At 67.6% G+C, this 26,434-nt stretch carries 30 protein-coding genes; 23 read left to right on the plus strand and 7 right to left on the minus strand.

From position 1 onward, the window contains the following. The first annotated feature begins 127 nt into the window (after positions 1-127). Together dnaG and rpoD are read left to right on the plus strand one after the other, a co-directional pair. Complete coding sequence (dnaG, locus tag D1604_RS06635) at positions 128-2,005, plus strand: DNA primase (protein ID WP_199683711.1); 1,878 nt, start codon at positions 128-130, stop codon at positions 2,003-2,005. A 75-nt stretch (positions 2,006-2,080) separates the two neighbouring features. Then, positions 2,081-4,003: an RNA polymerase sigma factor RpoD gene (gene rpoD, locus D1604_RS06640; protein ID WP_024353668.1), complete on the plus strand. Its 1,923-nt coding sequence runs from the start codon at positions 2,081-2,083 to the stop codon at positions 4,001-4,003. 212 nt (positions 4,004-4,215) lie between these two features. Here rpoD and D1604_RS06645 read toward each other — a convergent pair whose 3' ends face one another. The 4 genes from D1604_RS06645 to D1604_RS06660 all read right to left on the minus strand — a co-directional run bounded on the left by D1604_RS06645 (position 4,216) and on the right by D1604_RS06660 (position 6,153). Continuing rightward, positions 4,216-4,569, minus strand: coding sequence for a DUF1428 domain-containing protein (locus D1604_RS06645; protein ID WP_024353667.1), 354 nt, complete (start codon positions 4,567-4,569; stop codon positions 4,216-4,218). Positions 4,570-4,729: 160 nt separating this feature from the next. Continuing rightward, entirely contained in the window at positions 4,730-5,233 is a 504-nt protein-coding gene (locus D1604_RS06650; RefSeq protein ID WP_119412708.1) for a VOC family protein, read from the minus strand. Next, positions 5,230-5,706, minus strand: a complete 477-nt coding sequence (locus tag D1604_RS06655) for an SRPBCC family protein (protein ID WP_119412709.1) — start codon at positions 5,704-5,706, stop codon at positions 5,230-5,232. Before D1604_RS06655 ends, D1604_RS06650 begins: the two co-directional genes overlap by 4 nt. Before the next feature lie 3 nt (positions 5,707-5,709). Further along, positions 5,710-6,153 carry a VOC family protein gene (locus D1604_RS06660; protein ID WP_024353664.1) on the minus strand — a complete coding sequence of 148 codons (444 nt, stop codon included), beginning with the start codon at positions 6,151-6,153 and terminating at the stop codon, positions 5,710-5,712. Positions 6,154-6,245: 92 nt separating this feature from the next. Here D1604_RS06660 and D1604_RS06665 point away from each other — a divergent pair, with 92 nt between their 5' ends. The 3 genes from D1604_RS06665 (at position 6,246) to D1604_RS06675 (ending at position 9,500) form a co-directional block, all read left to right on the plus strand. Continuing rightward, positions 6,246-6,935, plus strand: coding sequence for a winged helix-turn-helix transcriptional regulator (locus D1604_RS06665; protein ID WP_119412710.1), 690 nt, complete (start codon positions 6,246-6,248; stop codon positions 6,933-6,935). A gap of 173 nt (positions 6,936-7,108) precedes the next feature. Next, a complete protein-coding gene (locus D1604_RS06670) occupies positions 7,109-9,115 on the plus strand; it encodes a DEAD/DEAH box helicase (protein ID WP_119412711.1) in 2,007 nt (668 codons plus the stop codon). Between the two features lie 64 nt (positions 9,116-9,179). Then, complete coding sequence (locus tag D1604_RS06675; RefSeq protein WP_119412712.1) at positions 9,180-9,500, plus strand: Mpo1-like protein; 321 nt, start codon at positions 9,180-9,182, stop codon at positions 9,498-9,500. A 75-nt stretch (positions 9,501-9,575) separates the two neighbouring features. Here D1604_RS06675 and D1604_RS06680 read toward each other — a convergent pair whose 3' ends face one another. After that, positions 9,576-10,139, minus strand: a complete 564-nt coding sequence (locus tag D1604_RS06680; protein ID WP_119412713.1) for a 3D domain-containing protein — start codon at positions 10,137-10,139, stop codon at positions 9,576-9,578. Between the two features lie 394 nt (positions 10,140-10,533). Between D1604_RS06680 and D1604_RS06685 the strand changes: the two genes are divergently transcribed. From D1604_RS06685 to D1604_RS06695, 3 genes are all read left to right on the plus strand, one after another. Beyond that, positions 10,534-11,565 carry a S1/P1 Nuclease gene (locus tag D1604_RS06685; RefSeq protein WP_119412714.1) on the plus strand — a complete coding sequence of 344 codons (1,032 nt, stop codon included), beginning with the start codon at positions 10,534-10,536 and terminating at the stop codon, positions 11,563-11,565. Between the two features lie 91 nt (positions 11,566-11,656). Continuing rightward, complete coding sequence (locus D1604_RS06690; RefSeq protein WP_233551925.1) at positions 11,657-12,580, plus strand: nucleoside hydrolase; 924 nt, start codon at positions 11,657-11,659, stop codon at positions 12,578-12,580. Beyond that, a complete protein-coding gene (locus D1604_RS06695; protein ID WP_119412716.1) occupies positions 12,577-13,431 on the plus strand; it encodes a ribokinase in 855 nt (284 codons plus the stop codon). Before D1604_RS06690 ends, D1604_RS06695 begins: the two co-directional genes overlap by 4 nt. 3 nt (positions 13,432-13,434) lie before the next feature. Here the strand turns inward: D1604_RS06695 and D1604_RS06700 are convergent, their stop codons facing one another. Then, the gene (locus D1604_RS06700; protein WP_003170082.1) at positions 13,435-13,644 is read right to left on the minus strand and encodes a hypothetical protein; all 210 of its coding nucleotides are present in this window, start codon (positions 13,642-13,644) and stop codon (positions 13,435-13,437) included. Positions 13,645-13,769: 125 nt separating this feature from the next. On the opposite strand from D1604_RS06700, the gene D1604_RS06705 reads away from it, so the two are divergent. Continuing rightward, positions 13,770-14,543 carry a YebC/PmpR family DNA-binding transcriptional regulator gene (locus D1604_RS06705; RefSeq protein ID WP_024353655.1) on the plus strand — a complete coding sequence of 258 codons (774 nt, stop codon included), beginning with the start codon at positions 13,770-13,772 and terminating at the stop codon, positions 14,541-14,543. A 7-nt stretch (positions 14,544-14,550) separates the two neighbouring features. Here the strand turns inward: D1604_RS06705 and D1604_RS06710 are convergent, their stop codons facing one another. Continuing rightward, complete coding sequence (locus D1604_RS06710) at positions 14,551-15,252, minus strand: hypothetical protein (RefSeq protein ID WP_147399886.1); 702 nt, start codon at positions 15,250-15,252, stop codon at positions 14,551-14,553. 131 nt (positions 15,253-15,383) lie between these two features. Here D1604_RS06710 and D1604_RS06715 point away from each other — a divergent pair, with 131 nt between their 5' ends. The 14 genes from D1604_RS06715 to D1604_RS06780 all read left to right on the plus strand — a co-directional run bounded on the left by D1604_RS06715 (position 15,384) and on the right by D1604_RS06780 (position 26,403). Further along, positions 15,384-15,902, plus strand: a complete 519-nt coding sequence (locus D1604_RS06715) for a hemerythrin domain-containing protein (protein ID WP_119412718.1) — start codon at positions 15,384-15,386, stop codon at positions 15,900-15,902. Further along, complete coding sequence (locus tag D1604_RS06720; RefSeq protein WP_119412719.1) at positions 15,895-16,596, plus strand: MgtC/SapB family protein; 702 nt, start codon at positions 15,895-15,897, stop codon at positions 16,594-16,596. The genes D1604_RS06715 and D1604_RS06720 overlap by 8 nt, the downstream gene beginning before the upstream one ends. A 59-nt stretch (positions 16,597-16,655) precedes the next feature. After that, the gene (locus tag D1604_RS06725) at positions 16,656-17,378 is read left to right on the plus strand and encodes an MgtC/SapB family protein (RefSeq protein ID WP_119412720.1); all 723 of its coding nucleotides are present in this window, start codon (positions 16,656-16,658) and stop codon (positions 17,376-17,378) included. A 70-nt stretch (positions 17,379-17,448) separates the two neighbouring features. Further along, positions 17,449-17,961 carry a crossover junction endodeoxyribonuclease RuvC gene (gene ruvC / locus D1604_RS06730; protein WP_119412721.1) on the plus strand — a complete coding sequence of 171 codons (513 nt, stop codon included), beginning with the start codon at positions 17,449-17,451 and terminating at the stop codon, positions 17,959-17,961. Continuing rightward, complete coding sequence (gene ruvA / locus D1604_RS06735) at positions 17,958-18,584, plus strand: Holliday junction branch migration protein RuvA (RefSeq protein WP_119412722.1); 627 nt, start codon at positions 17,958-17,960, stop codon at positions 18,582-18,584. Before ruvC ends, ruvA begins: the two co-directional genes overlap by 4 nt. Before the next feature lie 10 nt (positions 18,585-18,594). Further along, positions 18,595-19,626, plus strand: a complete 1,032-nt coding sequence (gene ruvB / locus D1604_RS06740; RefSeq protein ID WP_024353648.1) for a Holliday junction branch migration DNA helicase RuvB — start codon at positions 18,595-18,597, stop codon at positions 19,624-19,626. 104 nt (positions 19,627-19,730) lie between these two features. Further along, positions 19,731-20,081 (plus strand): hypothetical protein, encoded by a 351-nt coding sequence (locus D1604_RS06745; RefSeq protein ID WP_233551926.1) that lies wholly within the window; start codon positions 19,731-19,733, stop codon positions 20,079-20,081. A gap of 6 nt (positions 20,082-20,087) precedes the next feature. Continuing rightward, positions 20,088-20,537, plus strand: coding sequence for a tol-pal system-associated acyl-CoA thioesterase (gene ybgC, locus D1604_RS06750; protein WP_119412724.1), 450 nt, complete (start codon positions 20,088-20,090; stop codon positions 20,535-20,537). A gap of 300 nt (positions 20,538-20,837) precedes the next feature. Then, positions 20,838-21,593 (plus strand): protein TolQ, encoded by a 756-nt coding sequence (gene tolQ / locus D1604_RS06755; protein ID WP_024353645.1) that lies wholly within the window; start codon positions 20,838-20,840, stop codon positions 21,591-21,593. Positions 21,594-21,596: 3 nt separating this feature from the next. After that, the gene (locus D1604_RS06760) at positions 21,597-22,058 is read left to right on the plus strand and encodes an ExbD/TolR family protein (RefSeq protein ID WP_119412725.1); all 462 of its coding nucleotides are present in this window, start codon (positions 21,597-21,599) and stop codon (positions 22,056-22,058) included. Positions 22,059-22,064: 6 nt separating this feature from the next. Further along, positions 22,065-22,937, plus strand: coding sequence for a TonB C-terminal domain-containing protein (locus D1604_RS06765; protein WP_147399887.1), 873 nt, complete (start codon positions 22,065-22,067; stop codon positions 22,935-22,937). 124 nt (positions 22,938-23,061) lie between these two features. Beyond that, positions 23,062-24,444 (plus strand): Tol-Pal system beta propeller repeat protein TolB, encoded by a 1,383-nt coding sequence (tolB, locus tag D1604_RS06770; protein WP_119412727.1) that lies wholly within the window; start codon positions 23,062-23,064, stop codon positions 24,442-24,444. Positions 24,445-24,594: 150 nt separating this feature from the next. Further along, positions 24,595-25,149 (plus strand): peptidoglycan-associated lipoprotein Pal, encoded by a 555-nt coding sequence (gene pal, locus D1604_RS06775; protein WP_024353641.1) that lies wholly within the window; start codon positions 24,595-24,597, stop codon positions 25,147-25,149. Positions 25,150-25,254: 105 nt separating this feature from the next. Further along, positions 25,255-26,403 (plus strand): DUF3667 domain-containing protein, encoded by a 1,149-nt coding sequence (locus D1604_RS06780; protein ID WP_119412728.1) that lies wholly within the window; start codon positions 25,255-25,257, stop codon positions 26,401-26,403. The last annotated feature ends 31 nt before the right edge of the window (positions 26,404-26,434 follow it).

The raw sequence follows: 26,434 nt of genomic DNA on the forward strand, positions 1-26,434 counted from the left end.
GCTCGCCGGAAGGAAGCAAGCGGTTGTCCCCGCACTTATCCCCAGGCGGGGTTTTGCTCGGGGGCCGTCCGGGCGACGCAGCGGCGGGGGCTGGCCTTTGCCCGCCATCGGACGGCATAGGTCCAGGGTGCGATTTGACGAACGGTTCATCGAGGAGCTGAAGGCCCGCCTTCGGCCGTCCGATATCATCGGGCGGACGGTGAAGCTCAAGCGTCAGGGACGCGAGTTCGTCGGCTTGAGCCCCTTCTCGAAGGAGAAGTCGCCGAGCTTCTTCGTCAATGACGACAAGGGCTTCTTCCACGACTTCAGCTCGGGCAAGCACGGCGACGTCATCACCTTTTTGCAGGAGACGGAGCGGCTCAGCTTTGTCGAGGCGGTCAGCCGCCTGGCGGGCGAGGCGGGGATGCAACTGCCTGCCGAAGACCCCCAGGCCGCCGAGCGCGAGCAGAAGCGCCAGGGGCTGGCCGACTGGATGGACCTGGCCCAGAAATGGTTCGCCGCCAATCTGCGCCGCAACGTCGGCAAGGCGGCGCGCGAATATCTGGAAAAGCGCGGCCTGCCCGAGGATCAGTGGGAGCGCTTCGGCCTGGGCTATGCGCCCAACGACCGTGAGGGGCTGAAGCAGGCGCTGGTCCAGCGCGGGGCGCGCCCGGGCGATCTGGTCGAGGCGGGGCTTCTCATTGCGCCGGAGGGCGGGGGGCAGCCCTATGACCGTTTTCGCGACCGGCTGATCTTCCCGATCCTGGACGCGCGCGGCCGCATCGTCAGCTTCGGCGGGCGGGCGATGAACCCCGACGACCGGGCCAAATATCTGAACGGGCCGGAGACGTCGCTGTTTCACAAGGGGGCGACCCTCTACGGTTTACCGGAGGCGCGGCGGATCATGGGGGCCGAGAGCCGGGGCGAGCAGGGGATCATCGTCGTCGAGGGCTATATGGACGTCATCGCCTGTCACCGGGCGGGGCTGCCGGCTGTGTCGCCGATGGGCACGGCCCTGACCGAAGAGCAGATGGCGGTGCTATGGCGCGTCTCGTCCGAGCCGGTGCTGAGCTTTGACGGCGACGCAGCGGGTTTGCGCGCCGCCTATCGTTCGATCGAGCGGGCGCTTCCGCTGCTGAAGTCGGGCAAGTCCTTCCGTTTCGCCCTGCTGGAAGGCGGGCAGGACCCGGACGACATCCTGCGTGATCGCGGGGCGCCGGCCCTGCGTCAGGCCATGGCCGAGACTCGGTCCTTCGCCGAGGTGCTGTTCCGTCGCGAGGTCGAGGCCGAGCCGCTGGACACGCCCGAGCGCAAGGCGGGGCTGAAGGGGCGACTGCGTCAGGCGGCCAACGCCGTGCAGGACAAGGATCTGGCCGAACAATACAGGCGCGACCTGTTCGACCGGTTCGACGCCCTGTTCCCGCGCCAGCCGCAGAGGCCGCAACAGTTGGGCGGTCGGCCGGGGCCGGGCGGGCGCTGGCGCGGTCCGCCGCCGCTGCAGGGGCAGACGGCCGAGGGCGCCCAGGCCATGCAGGCCCTGTTCCGCTCGGTCGAGCCGATCGCGGCGGCTCTGGCCCACGGGGCGCTGGACGACCCGGAGCGGCTGGACGACCACATGGAGGCGGTGGCCCGCTATGGCTTCGGCGATCCGGCGTTGGACGGGCTGGCGCAGGAGATGGTGCGTCTGCGTTTCTCAGGCCGAACCCTTGACTCCGCCGCCCTGCGCCGCCATCTGGCCCAATCGGGTCATGACGCCATGTTGCGCGAGGTCGAGAAGGCGGCGGCGAAGTCCGGCGCGCCATTCCTGGCTACAGACAAGCCCCTCGGCGAGGCGAGGACCCGGTGGTCGCAGGCGTTCGACGCTCTGACCCGCGCAGCGGCGTTGGACGAGGCGCTCGCTTCGGCAAAGTCGGAGGCCCACAAGGCTTTCGACACCTCGGCTTTCGCTCTGGTGAAGGCCGAGCGCGATGCGTTGCGACGGGCCATCAAGACCGGAACGATTTGGGAAGACTCGGCTTCTTCGTAGTGAACGAAGTCGTCGGGCGTTGTATTTTCGCCGCAGGGGCCTGATCACCCCCTGTCGGCCGTGGAGACAGACTGAATGAGCGCGCAGACCGAGACGCAGGACGCCGAAACCAACACCGACGGGCCCCTGCTCGATCTCACCGACGCCGGGGTGAAGAAGTTCATCCGCCAGGCCAAGACGCGCGGCTATGTCACGATGGAGGAGCTGAACAAGGTCCTGCCGTCCGAAGAAGTCACGCCGGACCAGATCGAAGACATCCTGGCCATGCTGTCGGAGATGGGCGTCAACGTCGTCGAAGCCGAAGAGGACGCCGCCGAGGCGACCGGCACCGACGTCGCCGCCGCCGCCGAGACCTCGGTCGCCGAAGCGCCCGCCAAGTCCGCCTATGACCGCACCGACGACCCGGTGCGGATGTATCTGCGTGAAATGGGCACGGTCGAGCTGCTGAGCCGCGAGGGCGAAATCGCCATCGCCAAACGCATCGAGGCCGGCCGCGACGCGATGATCTCGGGGCTGTGCGAAAGCGCCCTGACGTTCGAAGCCATCATGGTGTGGCGCGAGGAACTGGCCAACAACCGCATCCTGCTGCGCGAGGTCATCGACCTGGACGCCACCTACGGCATCCTCAACCCCTCGTCCCTGCCGCATAACCAGCCCGCCCCGGCCCAGCCGACCGGCGAGCCGGACGGCGACGGCGAAGAGGATGACGACGAGGACTTCGACGACGGCGGCGCCATGTCGATCTCGGCGCTGGAAGCCGAACTGCGCGACGGCGTCATGGAGGTGCTGGACGCCATCGCCTCGGACTTCGGCGAGTTCCGCAAGCTGCAGGACAAGCTGGTCGAGGCGCGCCTGAAGGGCGATGTCCTGACCGCCAAGGACCAGAAGACCTATGAGTCCCTGTCGACGGCGATCTCGGACCGTCTGAAGACGATGAAGCTGAACAACGCCCGCATCGAGGCGCTAGTCGAGCAGCTCTACGCCATCAACAAGCGTCTGATCGGTCTGGAAGGCCGCCTGCTGCGTCTGGCTGACGGCTACGGCATTTCGCGTCCGGAATTCCTCAAGGCCTATTTCGGCTCGGAGACCGACCCCAACTGGGCCGAGCGCATCAAGGAGATGGGCGTCCGCTGGACCAAGTTCAGCGAAAACGAGACCAGCCAGATCGGCGACATCCGCAGCCGGATCGCCGCTGTGGCGTCCGAGGCCGGGGTGCCGATCGACGACTATCGCCGCATCGTCCAGATGGTTCAGAAGGGCGAGCGCGAGGCCCGTCAGGCCAAGAAGGAAATGGTCGAGGCCAACCTGCGCCTCGTGATTTCCATCGCCAAGAAATACACTAACCGCGGCCTGCAGTTCCTGGACCTGATCCAGGAGGGCAACATCGGCCTGATGAAGGCGGTCGACAAGTTCGAGTACCGCCGCGGCTACAAGTTCTCGACCTACGCCACCTGGTGGATTCGTCAGGCGATCACCCGCTCGATCGCCGACCAGGCCCGCACCATCCGCATCCCGGTGCACATGATCGAAACGATCAACAAGATCGTCCGCACCCAGCGTCAGATGCTGCATGAGATCGGCCGCGAGGCGACCCCGGAAGAACTGGCCGAACGTCTGGCCATGCCGCTGGAAAAGGTCCGCAAGGTGCTGAAGATCGCCAAGGAGCCGATCAGCCTTGAGACGCCCATCGGCGACGAGGAAGACAGCCACCTGGGCGACTTCATCGAGGACAAGAACGCCATCCTGCCGATCGACGCCGCGATCCAGTCGAACCTGCGTGAGACGACGACCCGCGTCCTGGCCTCGCTGACCCCGCGCGAAGAGCGCGTGCTGCGGATGCGCTTCGGCATCGGCATGAACACGGACCATACTCTGGAAGAGGTCGGCCAGCAGTTCTCGGTCACGCGCGAGCGCATCCGTCAGATCGAGGCCAAGGCCCTGCGCAAGCTGAAGCACCCCAGCCGGTCGCGGAAGCTGCGGAGCTTCCTGGACTCCTAAACGAGACGATGAAGATCAAAAGGGCGGCTCCGTCGGAGCCGCCCTTTTTTGTTTCTCCTCCCCATGAAATGGGGAGGTGGATCGGCGGCGTAGCCGTTGAGACGGAGGGGCCGATGGCTTCCGCTGTCGCAAGCCCTCCACCACTTGGCAGCTCCGCGCCGCCCTTCGGGTCGTGGTCCCCCTCCCCACGATGTGGGGAGGAGAGCGCCGCTTTACTGCTTCTCGTCGAAGATGGTCTCGAAGCCGCCCCACATCATGCGCTTGCCGTCGAAGGGCATGTCCATATTCGCCATGGCGGGGTCGTCCTGCATCTTGGCCCAGGCGTCGTCGGCGGTCTTCTTGTCGGGCCAGATCAGCCAGGAGAAGACGACGACCTCGCCGTCCTCCAGCTTCACCGACATGGGGAAGCTGGTGACCTTGCCGTCGGGCACGTCTACGCCCCAGTTCTCGACATGGGCCAGAGCGCCGTAGCCCTTGAACAGCGGCCAGGCGACGCGGGCGGACTCGATGTAGCGGTCCTTGTTCTCGACCTTCACGGGGGTCAGGAAGCCGGTGATGTAGGTCATTTTAGTTCTCCTTCGGAGGTTGGCCCCTATTGCTCGCCGCGCGGCGGCTCGCTGCTTGAGGGGGGGCGGATCATCGGGGCAGGCGCAGGCTAAGGCTTGGTGGAAAGCGACAATTCAGGCCGCGTCGGGTCGAGAAGGCGGAGCCTTCTGACCGCGGCCACTAGGAAGAAGCCTTGGACGCCGCGTCAGCGGCGGCGTCCAAGGCGCTGATGTCGATCTTGTGCATGGTCATCATCGCCTCGAAGGCGGCCTTGGCGCGGGCGGGGTTGGGGTCGTCGTAGAAGGCCATCAGGCGACGCGGCGTGATTTGCCAGTTCACGCCCCAGCGGTCCTTGCACCAGCCGCAGGCGCTTTCGGCCCCGCCGTTGCCGACGATGGTGTCCCACAGGCGGTCGGTCTCGGCCTGATCATCGGTCATGATCATGAAAGACACGGCCTCGGTCTGGGGGAAGATCGGGCCGCCGTTCAGCCCCATGTAGCGCCTGCCGGCCAGGGTGAACTCGACCACCAGTTCGGCGCCTTCAGGATTGGAGGGATTGTCAGCCGGGCTGGCGACGACGCGGTCGATGCGGCTGTCAGGCAGGCCGAGCGAGACGTAGAACTCGGCCGCCTTCTTCGCCTGGCCGAGATCGTACCAGATACAGGGAATGATCTTGTCGTTCATGACGCGCTCTCCTGCGGGGTGAGGTTTTCGGCGACCTGAGCCAGTTGGTCGGCGGCGGCGCCCCACCCGGTCTCGAAACCCATGTCGCGGTGGGTCAGCATGGCTTGTTCGCTCCAGTGGCGGGCGCGGGCGGTGTAGCGCGTGCCGTCGCCCTCGGGCTCGAACGTGTCGATGCGGACGAAGTTCATGTCGCCGGGCTGCGGAATCCAGCCCTCGGTGAAGGCGCTGGTCGTCACCAGGCGGCGGCCCGTCTCCACCTCCAGCACCACGCCGCGATACTCATGCCGCTCGCCCTCGGGCGACTCCATGACGACATCGGCGCGGCCGCCGGGGCGCAAGTCATGGTCGACCGACACCGTGCGCCACGGGCGAGGCGTGAACCATTCGGTCCCGTGTCGGGTCCAGGCGCGCCACACCCTCTCCGGCGGGGCCTTGATGAAGCGGCTGACGGCGAGTTCGTAGAGGCCGCTCACGGCTCAGCCCCCGCCGACCTGAGCGGCGAAGCCTTCCGGACCTTGCGCGGCGGCTTCCGGGTCCATCCACATGATCTCCCAGATGTGGCCGTCGGGGTCGGCGTAGCTGCGGCCGTACATGAAGCCGTAGTCCTGTTTGGCGCTGGGGTCGGCCTGGCCGCCGGCCTTGGCTGCGCGCTCGACCACGGCGTCGACGGCCTCGCGGCTGTCCTCGGACAGGCAGAGCAGCACCTGCGCCGTCTTGTGCGCGTCGGGGATGGAGCGATCGGTGAAGGTCGCCCACTTCTCATGCGTCAGCAGCATGGCGTGGATGGTGTCGGAAAAGACCATGCAGGCCGCCGTCTCGTCCGAGAACTTCGGGTTCTTGCTCGCCCCCACCGCCTCGTAAAAAGCGACGGAGCGCGGCAGGTCGGCGACCGGCAGGTTGATGAAGATCAGCTTGGGCATCGGCGGTTCCTCCCTCTGCGCGGCCCTCCCTCCCCGGACGGCCTGCTCTGTGGTGTGGCGATTTCTGCGCCTCGATGTTATGTTAGTCAACTATGAAGTTAGAAAAAGTAACTAGTCAGTCCTTCTCGCGATCCCGGCGCTATCACGACGCCTGCGGCGCGGCGCACGGGCTGGATCTGGTGGGCGAGCGATGGGCCTTGCTGGTCATCAGAGAACTCATGATGGGGCCGCGCCGTTTCAGCGACCTGCGAAAAGATCTGTGCGGCCTGTCCGCCAATGTGCTGACCCAGCGGCTGGAGGGGCTGGAGGCCTCGGGCGTGATCCAGCGCCGCAAGCTGCCGCCGCCCGCCTCGGTCCAGGTCTATGAACTGACCGACTGGGGCTATGAGATCGAACCGGTCTTCATGGTGCTGGGTCGCTGGGCCGCGCGCTCGCCCCAGCACGACCCGACCCTGCCGATCAGCGCCGTCTCCATCATGCAGTCGTTCAAGACGATGTTCGATCCTGTGCGTGCGGTGAACGCGAAAATGCGGCTGGGTTTTGTGCTGGGCGAGGATCGTATGGTCGTGACTGTCGCGGACGGGGTCATCGACGCTCGGCGCGGCGAGGTCGAGGCCTGCGACGTGGTGGTGCGCGCCCCGGCCCAGGCTGTCGCGGCCGCCGTTTACGGCAAGGCGCCGCTGGTGGTTCTGGAAGGCGAGGGGACGATGGCGATCGAGGGCGATCGGGCGATGTTCGAGCGGTTCGTAGACTTCTTCCACCTGCCGGCCAAGGCCGGGTAGGGGGCTGACCTGTTTCCCAATCCGGTGATGAACGCCGGTCGATTTATGAAAATCGGCCCCACCCCGGCCCTTATTCGTGTATAGGGAGCGCCTTCCCCGACGCCCGGCAGGCTGCGACGCCTCGCCGGGCGCGGCCGTTTAACGGTCGCCTCATCTGAATTTCCAGGCCCTTCATGCCCTTTCCCGCGATCCATCCCGCGCTTGACCGCGCCTTGCTGAACAAGGGCTATCTTGAGCCCACGCCGGTCCAGGCGGCCGTGCTGGAAGGCCATGGCGAGGCGGATCTGCTGGTCTCGGCCCAGACCGGGTCGGGCAAGACGGTGGCCTTCGGCCTGGCGGCGGCGCCGACCCTGCTGGGCGACGCCGAGAAGTTCGGTCAGGCGGATACGCCGCTGATGCTGGCCATCGCCCCGACGCGCGAACTGGCGCTGCAGGTCGCGGCCGAGCTGGAATGGCTCTATGCCGAGGCGGGCGCCAAGATCGTCACCTGCGTCGGCGGCATGGACGCCCGCAAGGAAGCCCGCGCCCTGAACCACGGCGCCCACGTCGTGGTCGGCACGCCGGGCCGTCTGAAGGACCACATCGACCGCGGAGCGCTGGACCTGTCGGCCGCCCGCGTCGTCGTGCTGGATGAAGCCGACGAAATGCTGGACATGGGTTTCCGCGAGGACCTGGAATACATCCTCGAACAGGCGCCGGAAGAGCGCCGCACCTTGCTGTTCTCGGCCACCATCGCCCGCGACATCGCGATCATGGCCAAGCGCTATCAGAAGGATGCGGTGCGTATCGACACCGTCGACCGCAGCCAGCCGCACAACGACATCGAATATCGCGCCATGCGCATCGCGCCGAACGAGATCGAGCGCGCCGTGGTCAACGTTCTGCGCTATTTCGAGGCGCCGGGCGTGCTGGTCTTCTGCTCGACGCGGGATTCGGTGCGTCACCTGCAGGCCTCGCTGGTCGAGCGCGGCTTCGCCTCGGTGTCGCTGTCGGGCGAGATGGGCCAGCGCGAGCGTAATGAGGCGCTGCAGGCGCTGCGTGATCGCCGCGCTCGCGTCTGCGTCGCCACCGACGTGGCCGCGCGCGGTCTGGACCTGCCCGATCTGGGTCTGGTGATCCACGCCGAACTGCCGATCAATAAGGCGACCATGCTGCACCGTTCGGGCCGCACCGGCCGTGCGGGCAAGAAGGGGATTTCGGTCCTGCTGGTCCCGCACAGCCGTCGCCGCAAGGCCGAGATGCTGTTGGGCTCGGCCGGGGTTGAGGCCGTCTGGTCCGGCGCTCCGACCGCCGATGAGATCCGCGCTCAGGACGAACAGCGCCTGCTGGCCGCGCCTGTCTTCGCCGAGGAAGGCTCGGACGAGGATGCTGGCCTGATCGCGACGCTGGTCAAGGAGCGCACGCCGGATGATCTGGCGCGCGCCCTTCTGGTGCTGCTGCGCAAGAACCTGCCCGCGCCGGAAGACCTGAGCGATCCGGGCGAAGGCCCGCAGCGCAAGCCGCGCAAGGACCGCGATGCGGCGGGCGGCGACGATTACGCCCCTGCGCCGTGGCCGGGCGACCGCCTGCAACCGGACGAGGTCAGCTGGTTCCGTCTGGACATCGGCCGCAACCGCAACGCTGATCCCAAATGGCTGATCCCGCTGATCTGCCGCATTGGCGGCATCACCAAGCAGCAGATCGGTTCGATCCGCACCTTCCCCGAAGAGACCCGCTTTGAGGTCGCGCTGACCCACGCCGACGCCTTCCGCGCGGCGGCGGCCCAGAGCAGGGAAGAGGCCCGCATCACTCCGTCAGAGGCGCCGACGCCCGGCTCGATGAAGGGCGCGCGCAACCGTAATTTCGAGCGCGACGGCGAGGCTCGTCCCTTCGCCAAGAAACCTTTCCGCCGCGACGAGGACGGTCAGGGCCGCCCGCCGTTCAAGAAGAAGCCGTGGAGCCCCGAGGGCGACGCGGGCCGCAGCGCGGATGGCGAGCGTCCCTTCAAGAAGAAGCCCTATGCGCCCCGCACCGATGCTGCGCCGGGTGAAGGCGGCTTCAGCAAGAAGCCGGGCTTCAAGGACAAGGGCGACAAGAAGCCCTTCACGCCCAAGCCGGGCTTCAAGGGCAAGCCGGACTTCAAGGCCGGGGCCAAACCTTTCGCCAAGGGCCCGAAGAAGGCCGGTAAGCGCTTCGACTGATCGTTGATCCCTGATCGATGATCCCTGGCTTGCCCCCGGCGCGATCCGGGGGCAGGCTGGGGTCATGAGCATCGAGCAACCCCAAGGGCGGTACGCCTCGTTCGAGGCCTTCTACCCCTATTACATTCATGAGCACTCGAACCGGACGTGCCGCCGCATCCATGTGGTCGGGACGGGTTTGGTGATCGCGGCCTTTCTGGCCTTCTGCTTCACCTTGAACGCCTGGTGGCTGCTGGCCATGCCGCTGGTCGGCTACGGCTTCGCCTGGGTCGGGCACTTCTTCTTCGAGAAGAACCGGCCCGCGACGTTCAAATACCCGCTGTGGAGCCTGATGGGTGATTTCCGCCTGTTCTTCGAGACGGTCAGCGGCAAGCGGAAGTTCTAAGGTCGGACCGAAGCGCAACGAAAAAGGGCGGCCGGTTCGATCCGGCCGCCCTTTTTGTCGACAGGCTGAAAGGCCTTAGTTCGAGGCCGTCTCCCACGCCGGGGGGCAGCCATCGAAATCGCCCGCGTCGGCGATGGTCAGGGTCTTCATGTTCAGGGTGCGGGCCTGCTGCATCGAGCCGCGGCCGTGGCCGGTGTAGAGGTCGATTTTGGCGCCCTTGATCGCGCCGCCGGTGTCGGACGCGTACCAGTAGCCGTCGTGCACCGTGCCGTCGCTCATGCGCAGACCGACCGTCTCGCGGATGAACAGCTTGGTGCGGCGCGGGATGACGCGCGGGTCGACCGCGACCGTGCGCATCGGAATCGGGCGGCAGCCCAGAGAATCGTTGCCGGTCGCTCCACCGCCGCCGGCGTGATAGAGGCGGGCCGAGGCGCGCCAGTCGGGATCGCCGGCCATCAGCTCAAGCTGTTCAGCCGACAGGTCCGCCGTTTCGGCGGAATCGATGGAACCAGGGGCCGTCGCGGCGGCTTCTACGATTGCGGCGTCGCGGGCGACGGCCGTTTCGTAAGGGACAGGCTCTCCGGACCCGGAGAAGGCCATGGTCCACAACATGGCAAGCGCGGCGGCCGTGCTCAACATCGTTCAAACTTCACGCAGCACCGGTCCCGACACGCTCCGGCGCGGCGGTTTTTGACGGCCAATTGAGGCGTAATTGCGGCGAATGAGATCAGTAGCTGTATCGATAGTGGATAAGGCGCAAATGGGGCCAGTCTATCGCCGGTCGGTCTCAGACTATCATGACTATATCATATCAGTATTTGGCTGATTTGAGTTCTATACTTTGACGTGTGTCTGTGTCGTTAACGACTTGATCGTGGCATCTAACACTTTATTGGCAAGAAAAGCTGGCGATGACGCCAAGATAACGGCGGCGTGATCGGCGCTGCGGCTGTCATCCGGGGCGGGTAGAGGCGGGCGCGGGAATGGGATAAGCCGTCGTTTCCCCTTCTGAAATTTCCGATGGCGCCGCCCCATGAACCGACAAGTCAAACGACTGATGATTTCCGCCGCCGCCCTGATGCTGGTTGCGGCGCCCGCCGTTCAGGTCGAGGCCTGGGGCAGTTCGGGCCACCGGATGATCGGCGTGGCGGCGATGCGCCATCTGCCGGGCGATCTGCCCGCCTTCCTGCGTACGGCCGGGGCCGCAGCAGACGTCGGCGAATATTCGCGCGAGCCTGACCGCTGGAAGGGCGCCGGCCAGCCGCACGACCGCGAGCGCGACACCGCCCACTTCGTCGACATGGATGATGAGGGCCGGGTGATGGACGCGCGCGGCATGACGATGGCCGATCTGCCGCGTCTGAAGTCGGAATACGACGCCGCCTTGATCCGCGCCGGTCTGGATGTGGATAAGGCGGGCTATCTGCCCTACGCCATCATGGACGCCTGGCAGAATCTGGAGCGCGACTTCGCTTATTGGCGCGTGCTGAGCGCCGCCGAGGCGCGCGAGCCGGATCTGGCGAGGCAGGCCTGGTATCGCGCCGACCGCGAACGTCGCGAGCAGCTGATTCTGCGCGACATCGGCGTGCTGAGCCACTTCGTCGGCGACGCGGCCCAGCCGCACCACACGACCATCCACTTCAACGGCTGGGCGGGCGAGACCAACCCTGAAGGCTTCACCAAATCGCGCCGCACGCATGGCGACTTCGAGGGCGCCTTCACCAGCCGGACCCTGCGTCTGGAGGCGGTCGAGGCGGCGATGGTCCCGATGAGTATCGAAGGCTTTGACGTGCGGGCGCGGACGGCTTCGCACCTGAACGCCACCCTGGCGACGGTCATCCCCTTCTATCGGATGGAGAAGGCGGGCGCATTCAAGGATACGGACCCGCGCGGCGCCGTCTTCGTCAATGAGCGGCTGGCGGCCGGGGCGTCGGAACTGCGCGACTTCGTGTCGGCCGCTTGGCGCGTCTCGGCCAGCAGCAGCATCGGCTGGCCGGCGGTCAAGGTCGCCGAGGTCGAGGCCGGGCGGGTCGATCCGTGGGCTTCTATGGTGGGCGAGGACTGACGCACGCGTAAGGCGGTTGGCTCAGGACGATTGATTCAGCACGATTGATTCAGGCGGCGGCAGGCGGCACACCGGATCGGTGAAACAGAGCTTGATCATTGATTGCGACCCCGGCGTGGACGACGCCACCGGGTTGCTGACCGCCTTCGCCTCGCCTGATCTCGACCTGCTGGCCGTGACCACGGTCGGCGGCAACGTCAGCGCCGCCAAGACCGCGCGCAACGCCCGCATCCTGCGCCAGATCGCCGGGCGCGAGGACGTGCCGGTCTATCGCGGCGCCGAACGGCCCCTGCGCCGCGCCCCGGCCGGAGCGGGCGAGTTTCACGGACGCGAAGGACTGGGCGACCTGACGCCGTTTGAGCCTGTCGCCCCGGTCGCCGAGGGCACGGTGGCGGGGGCCATCGTGCAGCAGGTGATGGCGCGCCCGGCGGGCTCCGTGGCGCTGGCGATCATGGGGCCTATGACCAATCTGGCGCTGGCCATGCAGGCTGAACCGGCGCTGGCGGCGCATCTGGGGCCGGTGGTGGTCATGGGCGGGGCGCGCGCAGAGGGGGGCAACATCACAGCCTCGGCCGAGTTCAATATCTGGGCCGACCCGGACGCCGCGGCCGAGGTCTTCGCGTCCGGTTGCCGCATGATCGTCATGGGGCTGGACGCCACCCATCAGGTGCGGGCGACCGAGGAGCGGATCGCGAAGATAGAGGCCTTGCCCACGGCCTCGGCTCGTACGGCGGCGGCCATGCTGCGTTTCTCCCAGCGGGTGGAGCGGCAGATCGTTGGCTGGGACGCCGGGCCTCTGCATGATCCCTGCACTGTCGCCTGGCTGCTGAAGCCGCAGTTGTTCGAACTGGCCCCCTGCCGCATCGCGGTGGAGACCGAAAGCGAGCTGACCCGCGGCCACACGGTGGTCGAGTTCCGCGTCGATGCGGCGACGGCCAACCATTTCTGGGCGACGAAGGCCGATGCGGCCGGGATCTTCGCCCTGATCACCCAGTGTTTGGGAGAAGGCGCATGAGGATCACCGTCGTCGGCTCGATCAATCTGGATTTCGTGGCGGCGGCGCCGTCCCTGCCTGCGCCGGGCGAGACGGTGACGGGAGCCAGCCTGTCCCGCCATCCCGGCGGCAAGGGCGCCAATCAGGCGCTGGCGGCACGCAGGCTGGGCGTCGAGGTGTCGCTGATCGGCCGGGTCGGCGACGACGAGATGTCAGGTGCGGCGGTCGCCCTGATGCTGGCGCACGGCGTCGACCTGTCGGGAGTGGAGACGGACATCGCCGCGCCCACCGGCGTGGCCCTGATCACCGTCGATCCGACCGGCGAGAACCAGATCGCTGTGGCCGCCGGCGCCAACCACTTCGTCACGCCCGAACAACTGCCTGCGCGAATCGAAAGCCCGCTGATCGCCCAGTTGGAACTGCCGATCGAGACGGTCGAGGCGGCCGTAGGCCGTGCGACGGACTTCGTCTGCGTCAACCTGGCGCCCGCCGCGCCGGTGTCGGAGGCCTTGTTGCGCCGGGCCGACCTGCTGGTGGTCAATGAGACTGAGGCCGCCTTCTATGGCGACGCCCTGCACGTCGGCGGCGGCATGGTGGTCGTGACCAAGGGCGCGCGCGGAGCGGTCATGTATCGACGCGGGGTCGAGATGGCCTGGGCCACGCCGCCGCGCATCACGGCCGTGGACGCGGTCGGAGCGGGGGACGCCTTCGTCGGGGCGATTACGGTTGCGCTGCTGGAGGGCATGACGCCGAACGATGCGCTGCATTTCGCCTGTGCGGCCGGTGCGCTGGCGGCGACCCGGCCGGGGGCGCAGCCGTCGCTGGGCGACCGCGCTGAAGTCCAGGCCCTGATAGCTCAGGGCGCCGCGTAAGGCTCAGTCCCGGTCGTACAGACGCATGATCGCCAGGGCGCCCACCGTGGTCAGAACGCCCAGGGCGAAGGCGCCGACCAGGGAGCTGGTGGCCGCGGCGGTGGAGACCGTCACTGGCCGTTTTGCGTACCATTGCACGATCTCGCCGGCATTGGCGTGGTCGATGCCTTCATCATAGGCTTCGTCCAGATAGGTGTCGTCAGCGGCGGCCATCGGCGTCTCCCAATCATGCCCGCGGTTAATCTCCGGCGCGGTCCGGCGGTTCCCCTCAGGTGACAGAAGGGAGTCTGTCCATTAAAGGACCTGCCCCAACTTACAAATTCCTGTCGGGTGAGACCATGGCCGGCCATTCGAAATTCAAGAACATCATGCACCGCAAGGGGCGCGCCGATGCCGTGCGCTCCAAGCTCTTTTCGCGTCTGTCACGGGAAATCACCGTGGCGGCCAAGTCGGGGATGCCCGACCCGGCGATGAACCCCCGGCTGCGCCTGGCGGTAAACAACGCCAAGGCCGAATCGATGCCGAAGGACAACATCGAGCGCGCCATCAAGAAGGCCTCGGGCGGCGAAGTCGATGCGATGGAGGAAATCCGCTACGAGGGCCGCGGCCCCGGCGGCGTTCAGGTCATCGTCGAGGTGCTGACCGACAACCGCAACCGCGCCGCCTCGGGCGTGCGCTCGGCCTTCGCCAAGAATGGCGGGGCGCTGGGCGAATCGGGCTCGGTCACCTTCATGTGGGATCGGGTCGGCAAAATCGACTATCCGGCCGAGGCGGGCACCGAGGACGCCGTCATGGAAGCCGCCATCGAGGCCGGCGCCCAGGACGTCGAGAGCGATCTGGTCAAGCCGGACATCTATGAGGACGCGCCGGGCCACACCATCTGGACCGCCTTCGAGGACCTGAACGAAGTCGCCGAGGCCATGTCCAAGGTGCTGGGCGATCCCAAATCGACCGCCATCGTCTGGAAACCTCAGTCGGAAATCGACCTGGAAGGCGATTCCGTCGGCGTCCTGTTCAAGCTGCTGGACGCGCTGGACGCCGAAGACGACGTGCAGCAGGTCTATTCCAACGAGAACGTCTCGGACGAAGACGCGGCGAAGTTCGCGGGCTGAATCCTGTTCAGCTGCAGTCGGCTGTCCACTCCGCATCCGGCTCGGCGGCTCTGAGGCCGCTGAGCGTCGGGATGTGTCTTTCCGCATCCGCCGTGATCGTCAGGCTGGACCAGGCGCTGCCAGTCGGCGCTTCACGGCGATAGACGGTCATAGCGAAGGGGACGCGCCCCGCCGCCTCTACGCGATAGACGGTGTTGGATTCCCCGGCGCCGAAGGCGTAGCAGCCGATCGGCATGACCACGGCGTCGCGCGTCCGTAGGGCCTCGACGATCTCATAGGGCACGGGTTCCCCGACGGCGGTCCACCCCAGTTCCAGCAGGGTAGTCGGCCCGCGTCGGGCCACGACCTTTACCGGGCCGAGCGCGCCCTCGAACGCCTGGGCGTCGGGGCGGGCCGGCAACCAGCGCACCCCTGTCGCCCGCGCCTTGACGTCGGCGGGATCGAGCGCGGCGGGAGCGCCCTCGGCGAACGGAGACAGGATGGCGTCGACCAGGGGGTTTGAGCGCGTCACCGCCGGCCAGGTTTCGGCGCAGTAGGACGCCGCCCAGTCGGCCCCAGGGTTCTGAGCCAGCGTGCGCTCGCGACAGCGGGTGAGGAAGTGATCGCGAGCGTCCTGGGGCGCGGCGACGGGCGCGCTCAGGGCCGCCCCGGCGGCGGTCAGGCTGAGACCGGCGGCGAAAAGAAAGCGGCGCATGACACGAGGAGACATGGAAAGGCTCCGGCGTTTGTTCCCCGAATGACATTATGCCTGAAATATCGCCGTTGCGGGAGTCCGGCGGAACTCGCCCGCGCCGCCAAGGCTTCTAGAGGCTCAAGCCTTGCCGCCAGGAGCCTTGCGCGATGGACATCACCCAACTGATCCTCGACGACCACGCCGAACAAAGACGGCTCTTCTCCCTGGTCGAAGAGATCGGGGCCGACGATGTCGAGGCGCTGGAGGCGGTCTGGGGGCGGCTGTCGGCCTTTCTGGACGCTCACGCCGAGGCTGAGGAACAGCATTTCTATCCCGAGCTGCTGAAGCTGGGCGAGGGCGCCAATGACGCCGAGGACGGCACGGTCCAGGGCGAGACCGAGGACGCCATCGAGGATCACAACAAGCTGCGCGACGCGGTCAAGGCCGTGGCCAGGCACAAGGTCGGCAGCAAGGCGTGGTTCAAGGCGGTGGGCGAGGCCAATGTCGTCAATTCCAAACACATGGGTGAAGAGGAGCGGCAGGGGCTGACTGATTTCCGCCTGAACGCCGACCTGCAGACCCGGCACGAATTGGGCGTGCGTTTCGCCGCCTTCCAGGCGCGTCACATCAACGGGGTGAAGCCGGTCAACAAGGACCCGGAAACCTACGTCGAAAAACATGGCTGACGCCGCCTGGGTGGAGACCTTCCTTCTGCCTATCGCGGGGGCCCTGATAGCCGGCGGGATGATCGGGTTTGAGCGCGAATGGCGGGGCCGGCCGGCGGGGTTCCGCACCCACATCCTGGTCAGCCTGGCGTCCTGCCTGCTGATGCTGGCGGCGATGACACAAGCCGACTGGGCCTTCCGCGCCTTGCCGGACGAGAACATCGTCACCGACCCGACCCGCATGGCCCACGGGGTGCTGACGGGGATCGGCTTTCTGTGCGCGGGGGTCATCTTCCGCACGGGCTTCTCCATTCACGGTCTGACGACGGCGGCGTCGCTGTGGATCACCTCGGCCATCGGCCTTCTGTTCGGGGCGGGGCTGTTCGGTCTGGGCGCGGCGGGGACGGTGATTACGGGCCTGATCCTGATCTCGCTCAGGGTGGTGAACGCTCGCCTGCCGGATCGCACCCTGGCGGACGTGGAGGTACGATGGCACCGCGACGCCCCCTCGCCGGAGGCGGAGGTCGAAGCCGCCCTGCGCGCCGTGGATCCCGTTCCTGCGACCGATCGATTTGAGTTGATCGACGACGGCGCCGTGGTGCGCCGCAGCTGGCGCGTCCGCATCGAGGGCGAGGAGGCCTTGAAGGCCCTGGCGGCGCGGCTGTCAGGCCTGTCTTCCGTCTGCGGCTATGTGCTGGATCCGCGCGACGACTGACGACTTGCCGGGCGCCCCGGCGCGGTTCAACCTGAACGGTCGTTGGGAGCGGTTGTGACATGGCGATTGACTGGGGCGTGACGCATTGGGGCGTCGAGGATCTGAGCCTGCTGGCGCCGGCGGCGGCCGCCATGATCGCGGGCGGCCTGATCGGGATCGAGCGGACCTATCACGGCCATCCGGCGGGGTTCCGCACCCATATCCTCGTCTCCATGACCTCGTGCGTGCTGATGCTGGCGGCCATGCATCAGGCCAGCTGGGGGTTCGTCGCCCTGCCTGAACAGCGTCTGGTGATCGACCCGACGCGGATGGCGCACGGCATACTGACCGGCATCGGCTTCCTGTGCGCCGGGGTGATCTTCCGCGAGCGGTTTTCGGTCCATGGCCTGACCACGGCGGCGTCCCTATGGACCACCTCGGCTATCGGGGTGATGTTCGGCGTCGGCCTGTGGAAGCTGGGCCTGATCGCCGCGGGGGCGACCCTGCTGGTGCTGGCCATCCTGCGCTTTCTGGATGCGCGCCTGCCGCACGTCGGCGTGATGGACGTCACCCTGCGCTGGACGCGCGGTTCGGCGCCGGACGAGAAGGTTCTGCGCGCCCTGCTGGCCGATAATGGACTGAAGCCCACTCGCATCGGCCATGTCGTCAGCCCAGACGGCCTGATCCACGAACAGTACGTCAAGGCGCGCGGCCCCATGCCGCTGAAGGTCGACGCCCTGTCCAGCGTCCTGGCCGAACAGGCAGGCCTTGCGGGCTTTTCGGTCATGCCCCGAGACGACTGAGCGGACGCGCGAACTTCTGACAAAACGCCCGGTCATTGTTCGCTAACCCTCTTTGGGGCAATAGGAACGGATGGCGAACGAAACGACTCGGATTCTGGGGCTGGACCCCGGCCTGCGCCGCACGGGCTGGGGCGTCATCGAAAGCGAGGGCAGCCGCCTGCGCTGGATCGCGCACGGCGTCGTCGCGCCCAGCGAAAAGGCCCCCTTCTCCGAACGGCTGCTGCATCTGCTGGAGCAGGTCGGCGAGGTCTGCGCCGCTTATGACTGCGACGAGGCGGCGATCGAGGAGGTCTTCGTCAACGTCAATCCGGCCTCGACGCTGAAGCTGGGCCATGCGCGAGCGGCGGTCATGCTGGCCCCGGCGCGGGCGGGTCTTTCCGTCGCCGAATACGCCCCGAGCCTGATCAAGAAGGCGGTGGTGGGCGCAGGGCAGGCCGACAAGAGCCAGATCGCCTTCATGGTCAAACGCCTGCTGCCTGCCTCGGGCGATGTGAAGGCCGACGCCGCCGATGCGCTGGCCGTGGCCGTCACCCACGCCCATCATCGGCGGTTCAAAACGATAGCAGTGAGAGGGGCGGCATGATCGGTCGTCTGCGGGGTGTTCTGGCTGAGGTCGGCGAGGCGGAGTGCCTGATCGACTGCGGAGGCGTGGGCTATGTCGCTGCCTGCGGGGCGCGGACGCTGGGCCGCCTGCCGGCGCCGGGCGACGAGACGACCCTGTTCATCCACAGCCAGTGGAGCCAGGATCAGGGGCCGCGTCTCTATGGCTTCCTGACCCGAGACGAGCGCAAGGTCTTCACCCTGCTGCAGACCATTCAGGGCGTGGGGCCGAAGGCGGCGCTGGGGGTGCTGGATATCCTGCCGCCCGCCGAACTGGCTGCCGCCGTCGCACGCGAGGACAAGGTCGCCGTCGGCCGCGCCAACGGCGTGGGGCCGAAGCTGGCCCTGCGCATCGTCACCGAACTGAAGGGCAAGAGCCTGACCGACGGCGTCTTCGCCCCGACTGCGCCGGGCGTCCACGCCGAGGCCGCCGTCATCGCTCCACCGCCGCCCAGCGTCACCGGCGAGGCGGTCGCGGCCTTGCTGGGTCTGGGCATCGCCGAGGTCAACGCCCGCCGCGCCGTCGATCACGCCCTGATCAAGCTGGGCGAAGACGCCGAACTGCCGCTGGTCATCCGCACGGCCCTGCAGGAGCTGGGACGATGAGGGCCGCCGCATGACCGACGACCGCATCATCTCGCCCGCGTCAGCGCCCGGCGAGCAGCACGACCGCGCCCTGCGGCCCCAGACCCTGTCCGAGTTCGTCGGCCAGTCGGCGGCCAAGGGAAATCTGAAGGTCTTCATCGACGCCGCGCGCGGCCGCTCGGAGGCGCTGGATCACGTCCTGCTGTTCGGGCCTCCGGGGCTGGGCAAGACGACGCTGGCGCAGATCGTGGCGCGCGAACTGGGCGTGGGCTTCCGCGCCACCTCCGGCCCCATTCTGGCCAAGGCGGGCGATCTGGCGGCCATCCTGACCAACCTCGAACCGCGCGACGTCCTGTTCATCGACGAGATCCACCGCATGGCCCCGCAGGTGGAGGAGATCCTCTATCCGGCGATGGAGGACCATGTGCTGGACCTGATCATCGGCGAGGGGCCGTCGGCGCGCAGCGTGCGCATCGACCTGGCGCCCTTCACCCTGGTCGGGGCGACGACGCGGGCGGGCCTGCTGGCCACGCCGCTGAGAGACCGCTTCGGCATTCCGCTGCGGCTGGAGTTCTATACGCCCGAAGAGCTGACGGCGGTGATCCGGGGGGCGGCGCGCAAGATGGGCGCGGCCATCACCGAGGATGGGGCGATGGAGATCGCGCGTCGCGCGCGCGGCACCCCGCGCATCGCCGGGCGCCTGTTGCGCCGGGTTCGGGACTTCGCCGATGCGGAAGGGACCCCTATCGACCAACTGGCCGCAGCGCGGGCGTTGGCGCGGCTGGAGGTCGACGAGGCCGGGCTGGACAGTCTGGACCGCCGCTTCCTCAAGGCCCTGATCGAGAATTACGGCGGCGGGCCGGTCGGCATGGACACCCTGGCCGCCGCCATCGCCGAGGCGCGCGACGCGGTCGAGGACGTGATCGAGCCCTATCTGCTGCAACAGGGCTTCATCCAGCGCACGCCGCGCGGCCGGATGGCCTGCGCCAGGGCCTATGAGCACCTTGGGTTAGAGACGCCCGCCGCGCCGCCCGCCGCCGCCCCGGACCTGTTCGGCAAATAGGCCGCGACTCTTTCGCAACAGGGCTTCACCTCGGCGGCGAAGCCGGTCATCCTTCGGTTTCCCAGAAGGAGGCGGTTTTGGCCCAGCCCCGCAGGATGAACCGGATGATCATCGCGCTTGGCGCGGCTGTCGTGGTGCTGGGCGGGTTCAGCCTCTATGCCGTCAATCAGGGCGCGCGCTTCGGGCCGCGTCAGGCCACGCCTGCGGAGCGGGCCTTGTCTCAGGTGCGAGAGCAGATGGGGACCGAGGCCGAGGTGCGCTATGTCGAGGCCGGGCGCGGCCGGGCGGCCTGCGGCTACGCCGGTCTGAAGGGCCGCAAGGAGGCGGTGGCCTTCGTCTCGCGGCCCAACCGCATCCTGATGAGCCACGATCCGCTGACCGGCGAGTTCGCGACGTTGAAATCGCGCTATTGTCCCGGCTTCGACGCCCCTGTTCCCGCCGCCGGCAAGAGCTGACCGACCATGACCGATCAACCCAGCGCGGGCCGTTTTGACGGCCGCGATCACCTGTTGCCCGTGCGCGTCTATTACGAAGACACGGACTTCACCGGCCTGGTCTATCACGCCAACTATGTTCGCTATTTCGAACGGGGGCGGTCGGACTTCCTGCGTCTGGCCGGGGTGGGACATGCGGACCTGCTGGAGCAGGAGGAACCGCTGGCCTTCGTCGTCTCGGACCTGGCGATCAAATATCTGAAGCCGGCGCGCATCGACGACGCCCTGGTGGTGCGCACCCGCTATGAGGCGATCAAGGGACCGCGCCTGATCATCCGCCAGACGGTCGAGCGGGACGGGGAGGCCTTGTGCCGGGCGGATGTCGTCGCCGTCTGTATCCACCTGGACGGGCGCCCCCGGCGGCCGACCAGACGGCTGGTGGAACTGGTGACGCCCTGGCTGTCGGGGGAGGAATAGGCGCAACTTCTCCCTCCCCTTCATGGGGAGGGTGGCTGAGGCGAAGCCGAAGCCGGGTGGGGGCGGCTTGGCTGTTCACGCGCCGCGCCTTGCATCACCCGGCCCTCCCCACCCGGTCGCTGCGCGACCACCCTCCCCATGAAGGGGAGGGAGAGGAGGCGCTTGTTTCCTCAATAACGATGTTGTCACCCTTTCGCCTGATGACGCAGGCCGCGACGCCGGTTAGACCGCCGCCATGAAACCGCCACGTCCGCCCGGTGCAACTGGCGGACTGATCGGACCCTTCGCCAAGGACCACGCATGACACCGCCCGTCGACGCCTCCCTGCTGAACCCCATCGAGCTGTTCATGACTGCCGACTGGGTGGTGAAGACGGTGATGATCGGCCTGGCCGTGGCCTCGGTCTGGTCGTGGACCATCATCATCGACAAGGCGGTGCGTTTCTCGCGCATGAACGCTCGGGCGACCGCGTTCGAGCAGCAGGTCGAGGGCGGGCGCTCGCTGGAAGAGGTCGCCGCCCAGGCCGGGCCGCAACCAGCCGATCCCCTGCCGCGCATGTTGGTGCTGACGCTGCAGGACTGGCGCGAGGCGCGCGCGCGCGGCGCCATGACAGATACGCAAGGCTCCATGCTGATCGCCCGCATCGACCGCGCCCTGGATTCCGTCATCGCCCGCGAGAGCCAGAAGATCGAGAACGGTCTGGGCGTGCTGTCGGTGGTCGCCACCGCTTCGCCTTTCATCGGCCTGTTCGGCACGGTGTGGGGCATCATGAACGCCTTCGACAGTATTGCAGCGGCGGGCAACACCAATCTGACGACCGTGGCCCCGGCCATCGCCGAAGCCCTGTTCGCCACGGCCATCGGTCTGGCGGCGGCCATTCCGGCCTATATCGCCTTCAACGCCTTCTCGGTGTCGGCGGGCAAGTTCACCGGGCGTCTGGAGGCCTTTGCGGACGATCTGCAATCGGCCATCGCCCGCCGTCTGGGCGCGCCGTCGACCCCGCCGCCTCCGCCCCCGCCGCCGTCGGCCGACCTGAACCTGCGCCGGGGCGCCTGATCCATGGGCATGGGTGCTGCAGGAGGCTCCAGCGGCGGGCGCGGCCGTCGCCGCGCGCGCAAGCGTCCGCTGAGCGAGATCAACGTCACGCCTCTGGTGGACGTCATGCTGGTGCTGCTGATCATCTTCATGATCTCGGCGCCGCTGCTGACGGTCGGGGTGCCGCTGGAACTGCCCAAGACCGAGGCCAGCGCGGTCGAGACGACCGACAAGCCCGTCACGGTCAGCATCGACCAGAACGGCGCCATCTTCATCGGCGAGAGCGAGGTCCGCTGGGAGCAACTGGCCCTGCGAGTGGCTGAAGAGGGCGGCGACAAGGCGCGCGAGAAGCCGATCTTCATCCGCGCCGACGGCCGCGCGCCGTATCAGGCCGTGGCGCGGGTGATGGCCCGCCTGTCGGCCTCGGGCTTCTCCAAGCTGAACCTGATCACCGACACCGCCGCCGACGAGCCGACGGAGGGCTGACGGACCTTGCGCCGCCCCAGTCCCGCCATCCTCGGCTCCATCGCCCTGCACGCGGGGGTGGTGGCGCTCGCCCTCGTGTCTTGGTCGTCGAAGGACGAGTTGAAGCCGCTGGTGAACTCGGTGCCGGTGTCGATTATCTCGGATATCGAGATCGCCGCCGCCCCGGCTGACAATCCGCAGGAAGAACCTTCTCCTGACGACGGCGAGACGGCCCCGGTCGAGACCTTGCCGGAACCGACGCCGCCAGAACCTGAGCCGACCCCGCCCGCGCCACAACCTCAGCCGCGCCCGACGTCGCCGGCGCCGCGCCCGACCCCGACGCCGCCGCAGAAGAAGGCCCCTACGCCTGCGCCCGCGCCGACGCCGCGCCCGACGCCGACCCCGCCGGAAAAGAAGGCGCCGACCCCGCCGCCTCGACCCACGCCCGCTCCGCCTGAAAAGAAGGCGCCCGCGACGCCTGCGCGTCCTGCCCGTCCGGCGCCGGGTCTGGACCTGGACGCCCTGGCGGGACCGCCGCGCCCGACCCAGAATCCCGGCCGCCCGGCGGCGGGCCAGCAGGGAGCTGGCTCCGCCCCACGCGCCACCGGCCCGCAGTTGGCCGCCCTGGGGGCCCAGGTGACGCCGAACTGGAACATCAACTGCGACATGCCGGGCATGGATGATCTGGTCATCCGCGTGACCGTGCGCCTGAGCGCCGACGGCCAGATCATCGGCACGCCGCGCCTTCAGGACGTGCAGAACGATCCGACGTGGAGAGCCGCGTCCGACGCCATGCAGCGCGCGCTGCGGGCGACCTCGCCCTTCACCGTGCCGGACGGCTTCCAGGCTCAGGAAGTGCCCTTCCGCTTTGAAACCAAACGTCAATGCGGGAACCGTTAGGGGCGCGAGCCGTCTATCACCCCAAAGTCGCCCAAATCCTTGTGAAGCTGGCGATTGTCGGTCGCGCCGATGCTATGAAGGGCGACCGGGCCCGACCCTGTCACGATCTGCGAAGGAATGACCCATGCGCCTGAACCGCTTTCTCGCCTCGGCCGCCGCGCTGGCTTTGACCGCCCCTCTGGCGCTGGGCGGATCGGTGCAGGCCCAGTCGACGGCGCCCTCGTCGGCACCGATGCAGGACGTGGTCGTCGATGAGGGCGTCCTGCGCCCGCTTCAGATCGCCGTCGTGCCCTTCACCGGCCAGAACGGGTCGCAGATTTCGAGCGTCATCAGCGGCAACCTGAAGCGGTCGGGCTTCTTCGATCCGCTGAACCCGGCCAGCTTCGTCGAGACGGGCCTGACCCTGGCCAATGCGCCGAACTTTCCGCAGTGGACCTCAATCGGCGCCCAGGCGGTGCTGTACGGCGGCGTGACGCCGCGCGCGGACGGGCGGATCGACGTAGGCTTTCGTCTGTACGACCCCTATCGCCAGTGCCAGCTGGTCTCCTACCAGTTCACCGCCACATCGGAGCAGTGGCGCCGCATCGCGCACAAGATTTCGGACGTGGTCTATCAGCGTCTGACCGGCGAGGCGGGCTTCTTCGATTCGCGCGTTCTGTTCGTGTCCGAAAGCGGCACCCAGCTGAACAAGCTCTCGCGCCTGACCATCGTCGATCAGGACGGTTACAACCCCGTCTTCCTGACCCAGGGCGACGAGGTGATCATGTCGCCGCGCTTTTCGGCCTCCAATCCTGACGAAGTGACCTATGTGGCGCTGGGCAAGGACTACAGCCGCATCTACCTCTACAATCTGTCGACCGGCCGCCGTGAAAGCCTGGGCGAGTTCGACGGTCAGGTGCTGGCGCCGCGTTTCTCGAACGACGGAACCAAGATGGCCTTCTCCATCATCCGGCACGGCAACACCGACGTCTATGTGATGAACCTGCGCAGCCGCCAACTGTCGCGCCTGACGACCGATCCGGGCATCGACACCTCGCCCTCGTTCAGCCCTGACGGCAATCAGATCGTCTTCACCTCGGACCGTTCGGGCTCGGCGCGCCTCTACACCATGCGGGCCGACGGCTCGGGCCAGCGCCCGATCAGCCGCGGCGGCGGCATCTACACCGCCCCGGCCTGGAGCCCGCGCGGCGACCTGATCGCCTTCACCAAGCAACAGGGCGGCCGCTTCCACATCGGGGTGATGAAGTCCGACGGCACCGGCGAGCGCATCCTGTCGTCCTCCTATTTCGAGGAAGGCCCCTCCTGGGCGCCGAACGGCCGCTATATCGCCTTCGCGCGTCAGAGCCCGGGCGGGGACACCCGTCTGTGGACCGTAGACCTGTCGGGCCGCGTCGTGTCCCAGGCGGGCTACGACGGGCGCGGTTCGGACCCGGCGTGGTCGGGATTGCTGGACGCCCCGCCGGTCAATCTGGGCATCGGCCAGGGTCCGGATTCCTGCTCGGCGTAACGCGGATTCGCTGTCGCTGCATCTTCAGCGGAGCCATTGCCGTAAACTGTGCGTTATCCCGCTAGCGTAACGCTGCATAGCGCTGTAGCAGCCGTCAAATACAGCTAAGCTAGAGGCATCGGCCTCGAACCGAATGAGAAGGAGAATTACATGAACGCCTCCACCCTGATCCGGCTCGCCGCCGTCGGCGTCGCCGTGACCTCGCTGGCCGCTTGCACCAAGCCCAAGGTCGAGCCCGCCGTCCCGACCGAAACCCCGCCGCCCGCCACCGGGCCTCAGTATCCGACCGCGCCGAGCACCCCGGTCACGGGCGGCAACGTCGGCGCCGCCGCCCCGGGCTCGGAACAGGACTTCGTCGTCAACGTCGGCGACCGCGTCTACTTCGACCTGGACTCCTATTCGGTGCGGGCTGAGGCCCAGCCGCGTCTGGACGCCCAGGCCGCCTGGCTGGCCCGCTACCCGCAGGTCACCGTGCGCATCGAAGGCAACGCCGACGAGCGCGGCACGCGCGAGTACAACCTGGCCCTGGGCGCCCGCCGCGCCGAGGCCGTGCGCTCGTACTTGATCAGCCGCGGCGTCGCCGCCGCCCGCATCGACACCATCAGCTTCGGCAAGGAGCGTCCGATCGCTGAGGGCTCGAACGAGTCGGCCTGGGCCCAGAATCGCAATGGCCGCACGGCCATCGTGTCGGGCGCCCCGCGCTAAACAGCAGGCGAAAAACTGACGGATCGAGGCGTCGGCGAAAGCCGGCGCCTCTTTTCTTTGCGCTTTCCAGGGATCAAAGTCCGCACCGAATCGGGGAGAAAGTGCATGGATCTGGAGGCGGCAGGCGGGGCCATGACGGCAGGCGTCATCGCTGGAGCGATCGAGAAGCCGACCGGTCAGGCGGGCCAGCCTCACGGCGTCTGCGCCGACTGCGGGGCCGAGGTCACGGGGAGGTTTTGCTCCAACTGCGGACAGGCGGCCCATGTCCACCGCACCCTGCTGCATCTGGGCGAAGAACTTCTGCACGGGGTCATGCACTTCGACGGTCGCCTCTGGCGCACCCTGCCGCTGTTGATCGTCAATCCGGGACGGCTGACGCGCGAGTGGGTTCAGGGCAGGCGGACGCGTTATGTCTCCCCGCTGGCGATGTTCTTGTTCACCCTCTTCGTGATGTTCTTCGCCCTCAGCTTCATGCCGCATCAGGAAGTGGCCCTGCCGTCCCTGCCGCAGCAGATCGAGGCCCAGAAGGAGGCGATAGCCGAGGCGGAACAGGTCGCAGCGGCCGCCCGTAAGGAAGTCGATGCGGCTGCCGCGGCGATGCAGCCGGCGGACGGATCACCCCCGGCGTTCAACAGCGGCGCGCGGGCGGGCGCCGCCGCCGGCGTTCTGGCCGGAGCCGAAGCCGGCGTCATCGCTGAGAAGGCCAAGCTTGAACGCCTGCAGAAGGACGCGGTCGAGGGCCGCAAGGACGGCCTGGACTCGGGCAGTTGGCAGGCTCAGGTCGCCGATCTGGCCGCCAGCGTCGGCACGGATGGTCAGACCAACGGCTTGACCAAGACGGTGGCCAAGAAGCTGAAGAACCCGGATCTGGCGCTCTACAAGCTACAGCAGACCATTTATAAATTCGCCTTCCTCCTGGTGCCGCTGTCGATCCCGTTCGTGGCCCTGATGTTCCTGTGGAAACGGGGTTTCACCCTGTATGATCACGGGGTGTTCGTTCTCTATTCCCTGACCTTCATGTCGCTGCTGCTGATGGCGGTGGTCGTGGTCGCGACGACGCTGAAGGGAGCGGGCGCAGCTGTCGGCACGATCGCGGCGCTGATCGTCCCCGTTCACATGTTCGCCCAGTTGAAGGGCGCCTACAGTCTGTCGGTCTTCTCGACCCTGTGGCGGACGGCGGTGCTGCTGATCTTTTGCGAGATCTCGGCGACGTTGTTCATCGTCTCCATCATCTATCTGGGCCTCGGACATTGATCGGGGCCTTGCCGTCGCCGCAAATCGGTGG

It is taken from the genome of Brevundimonas sp. LPMIX5 (assembly GCF_003576505.1).
Taxonomy (GTDB): Bacteria; Pseudomonadota; Alphaproteobacteria; order Caulobacterales; family Caulobacteraceae; genus Brevundimonas; species Brevundimonas naejangsanensis.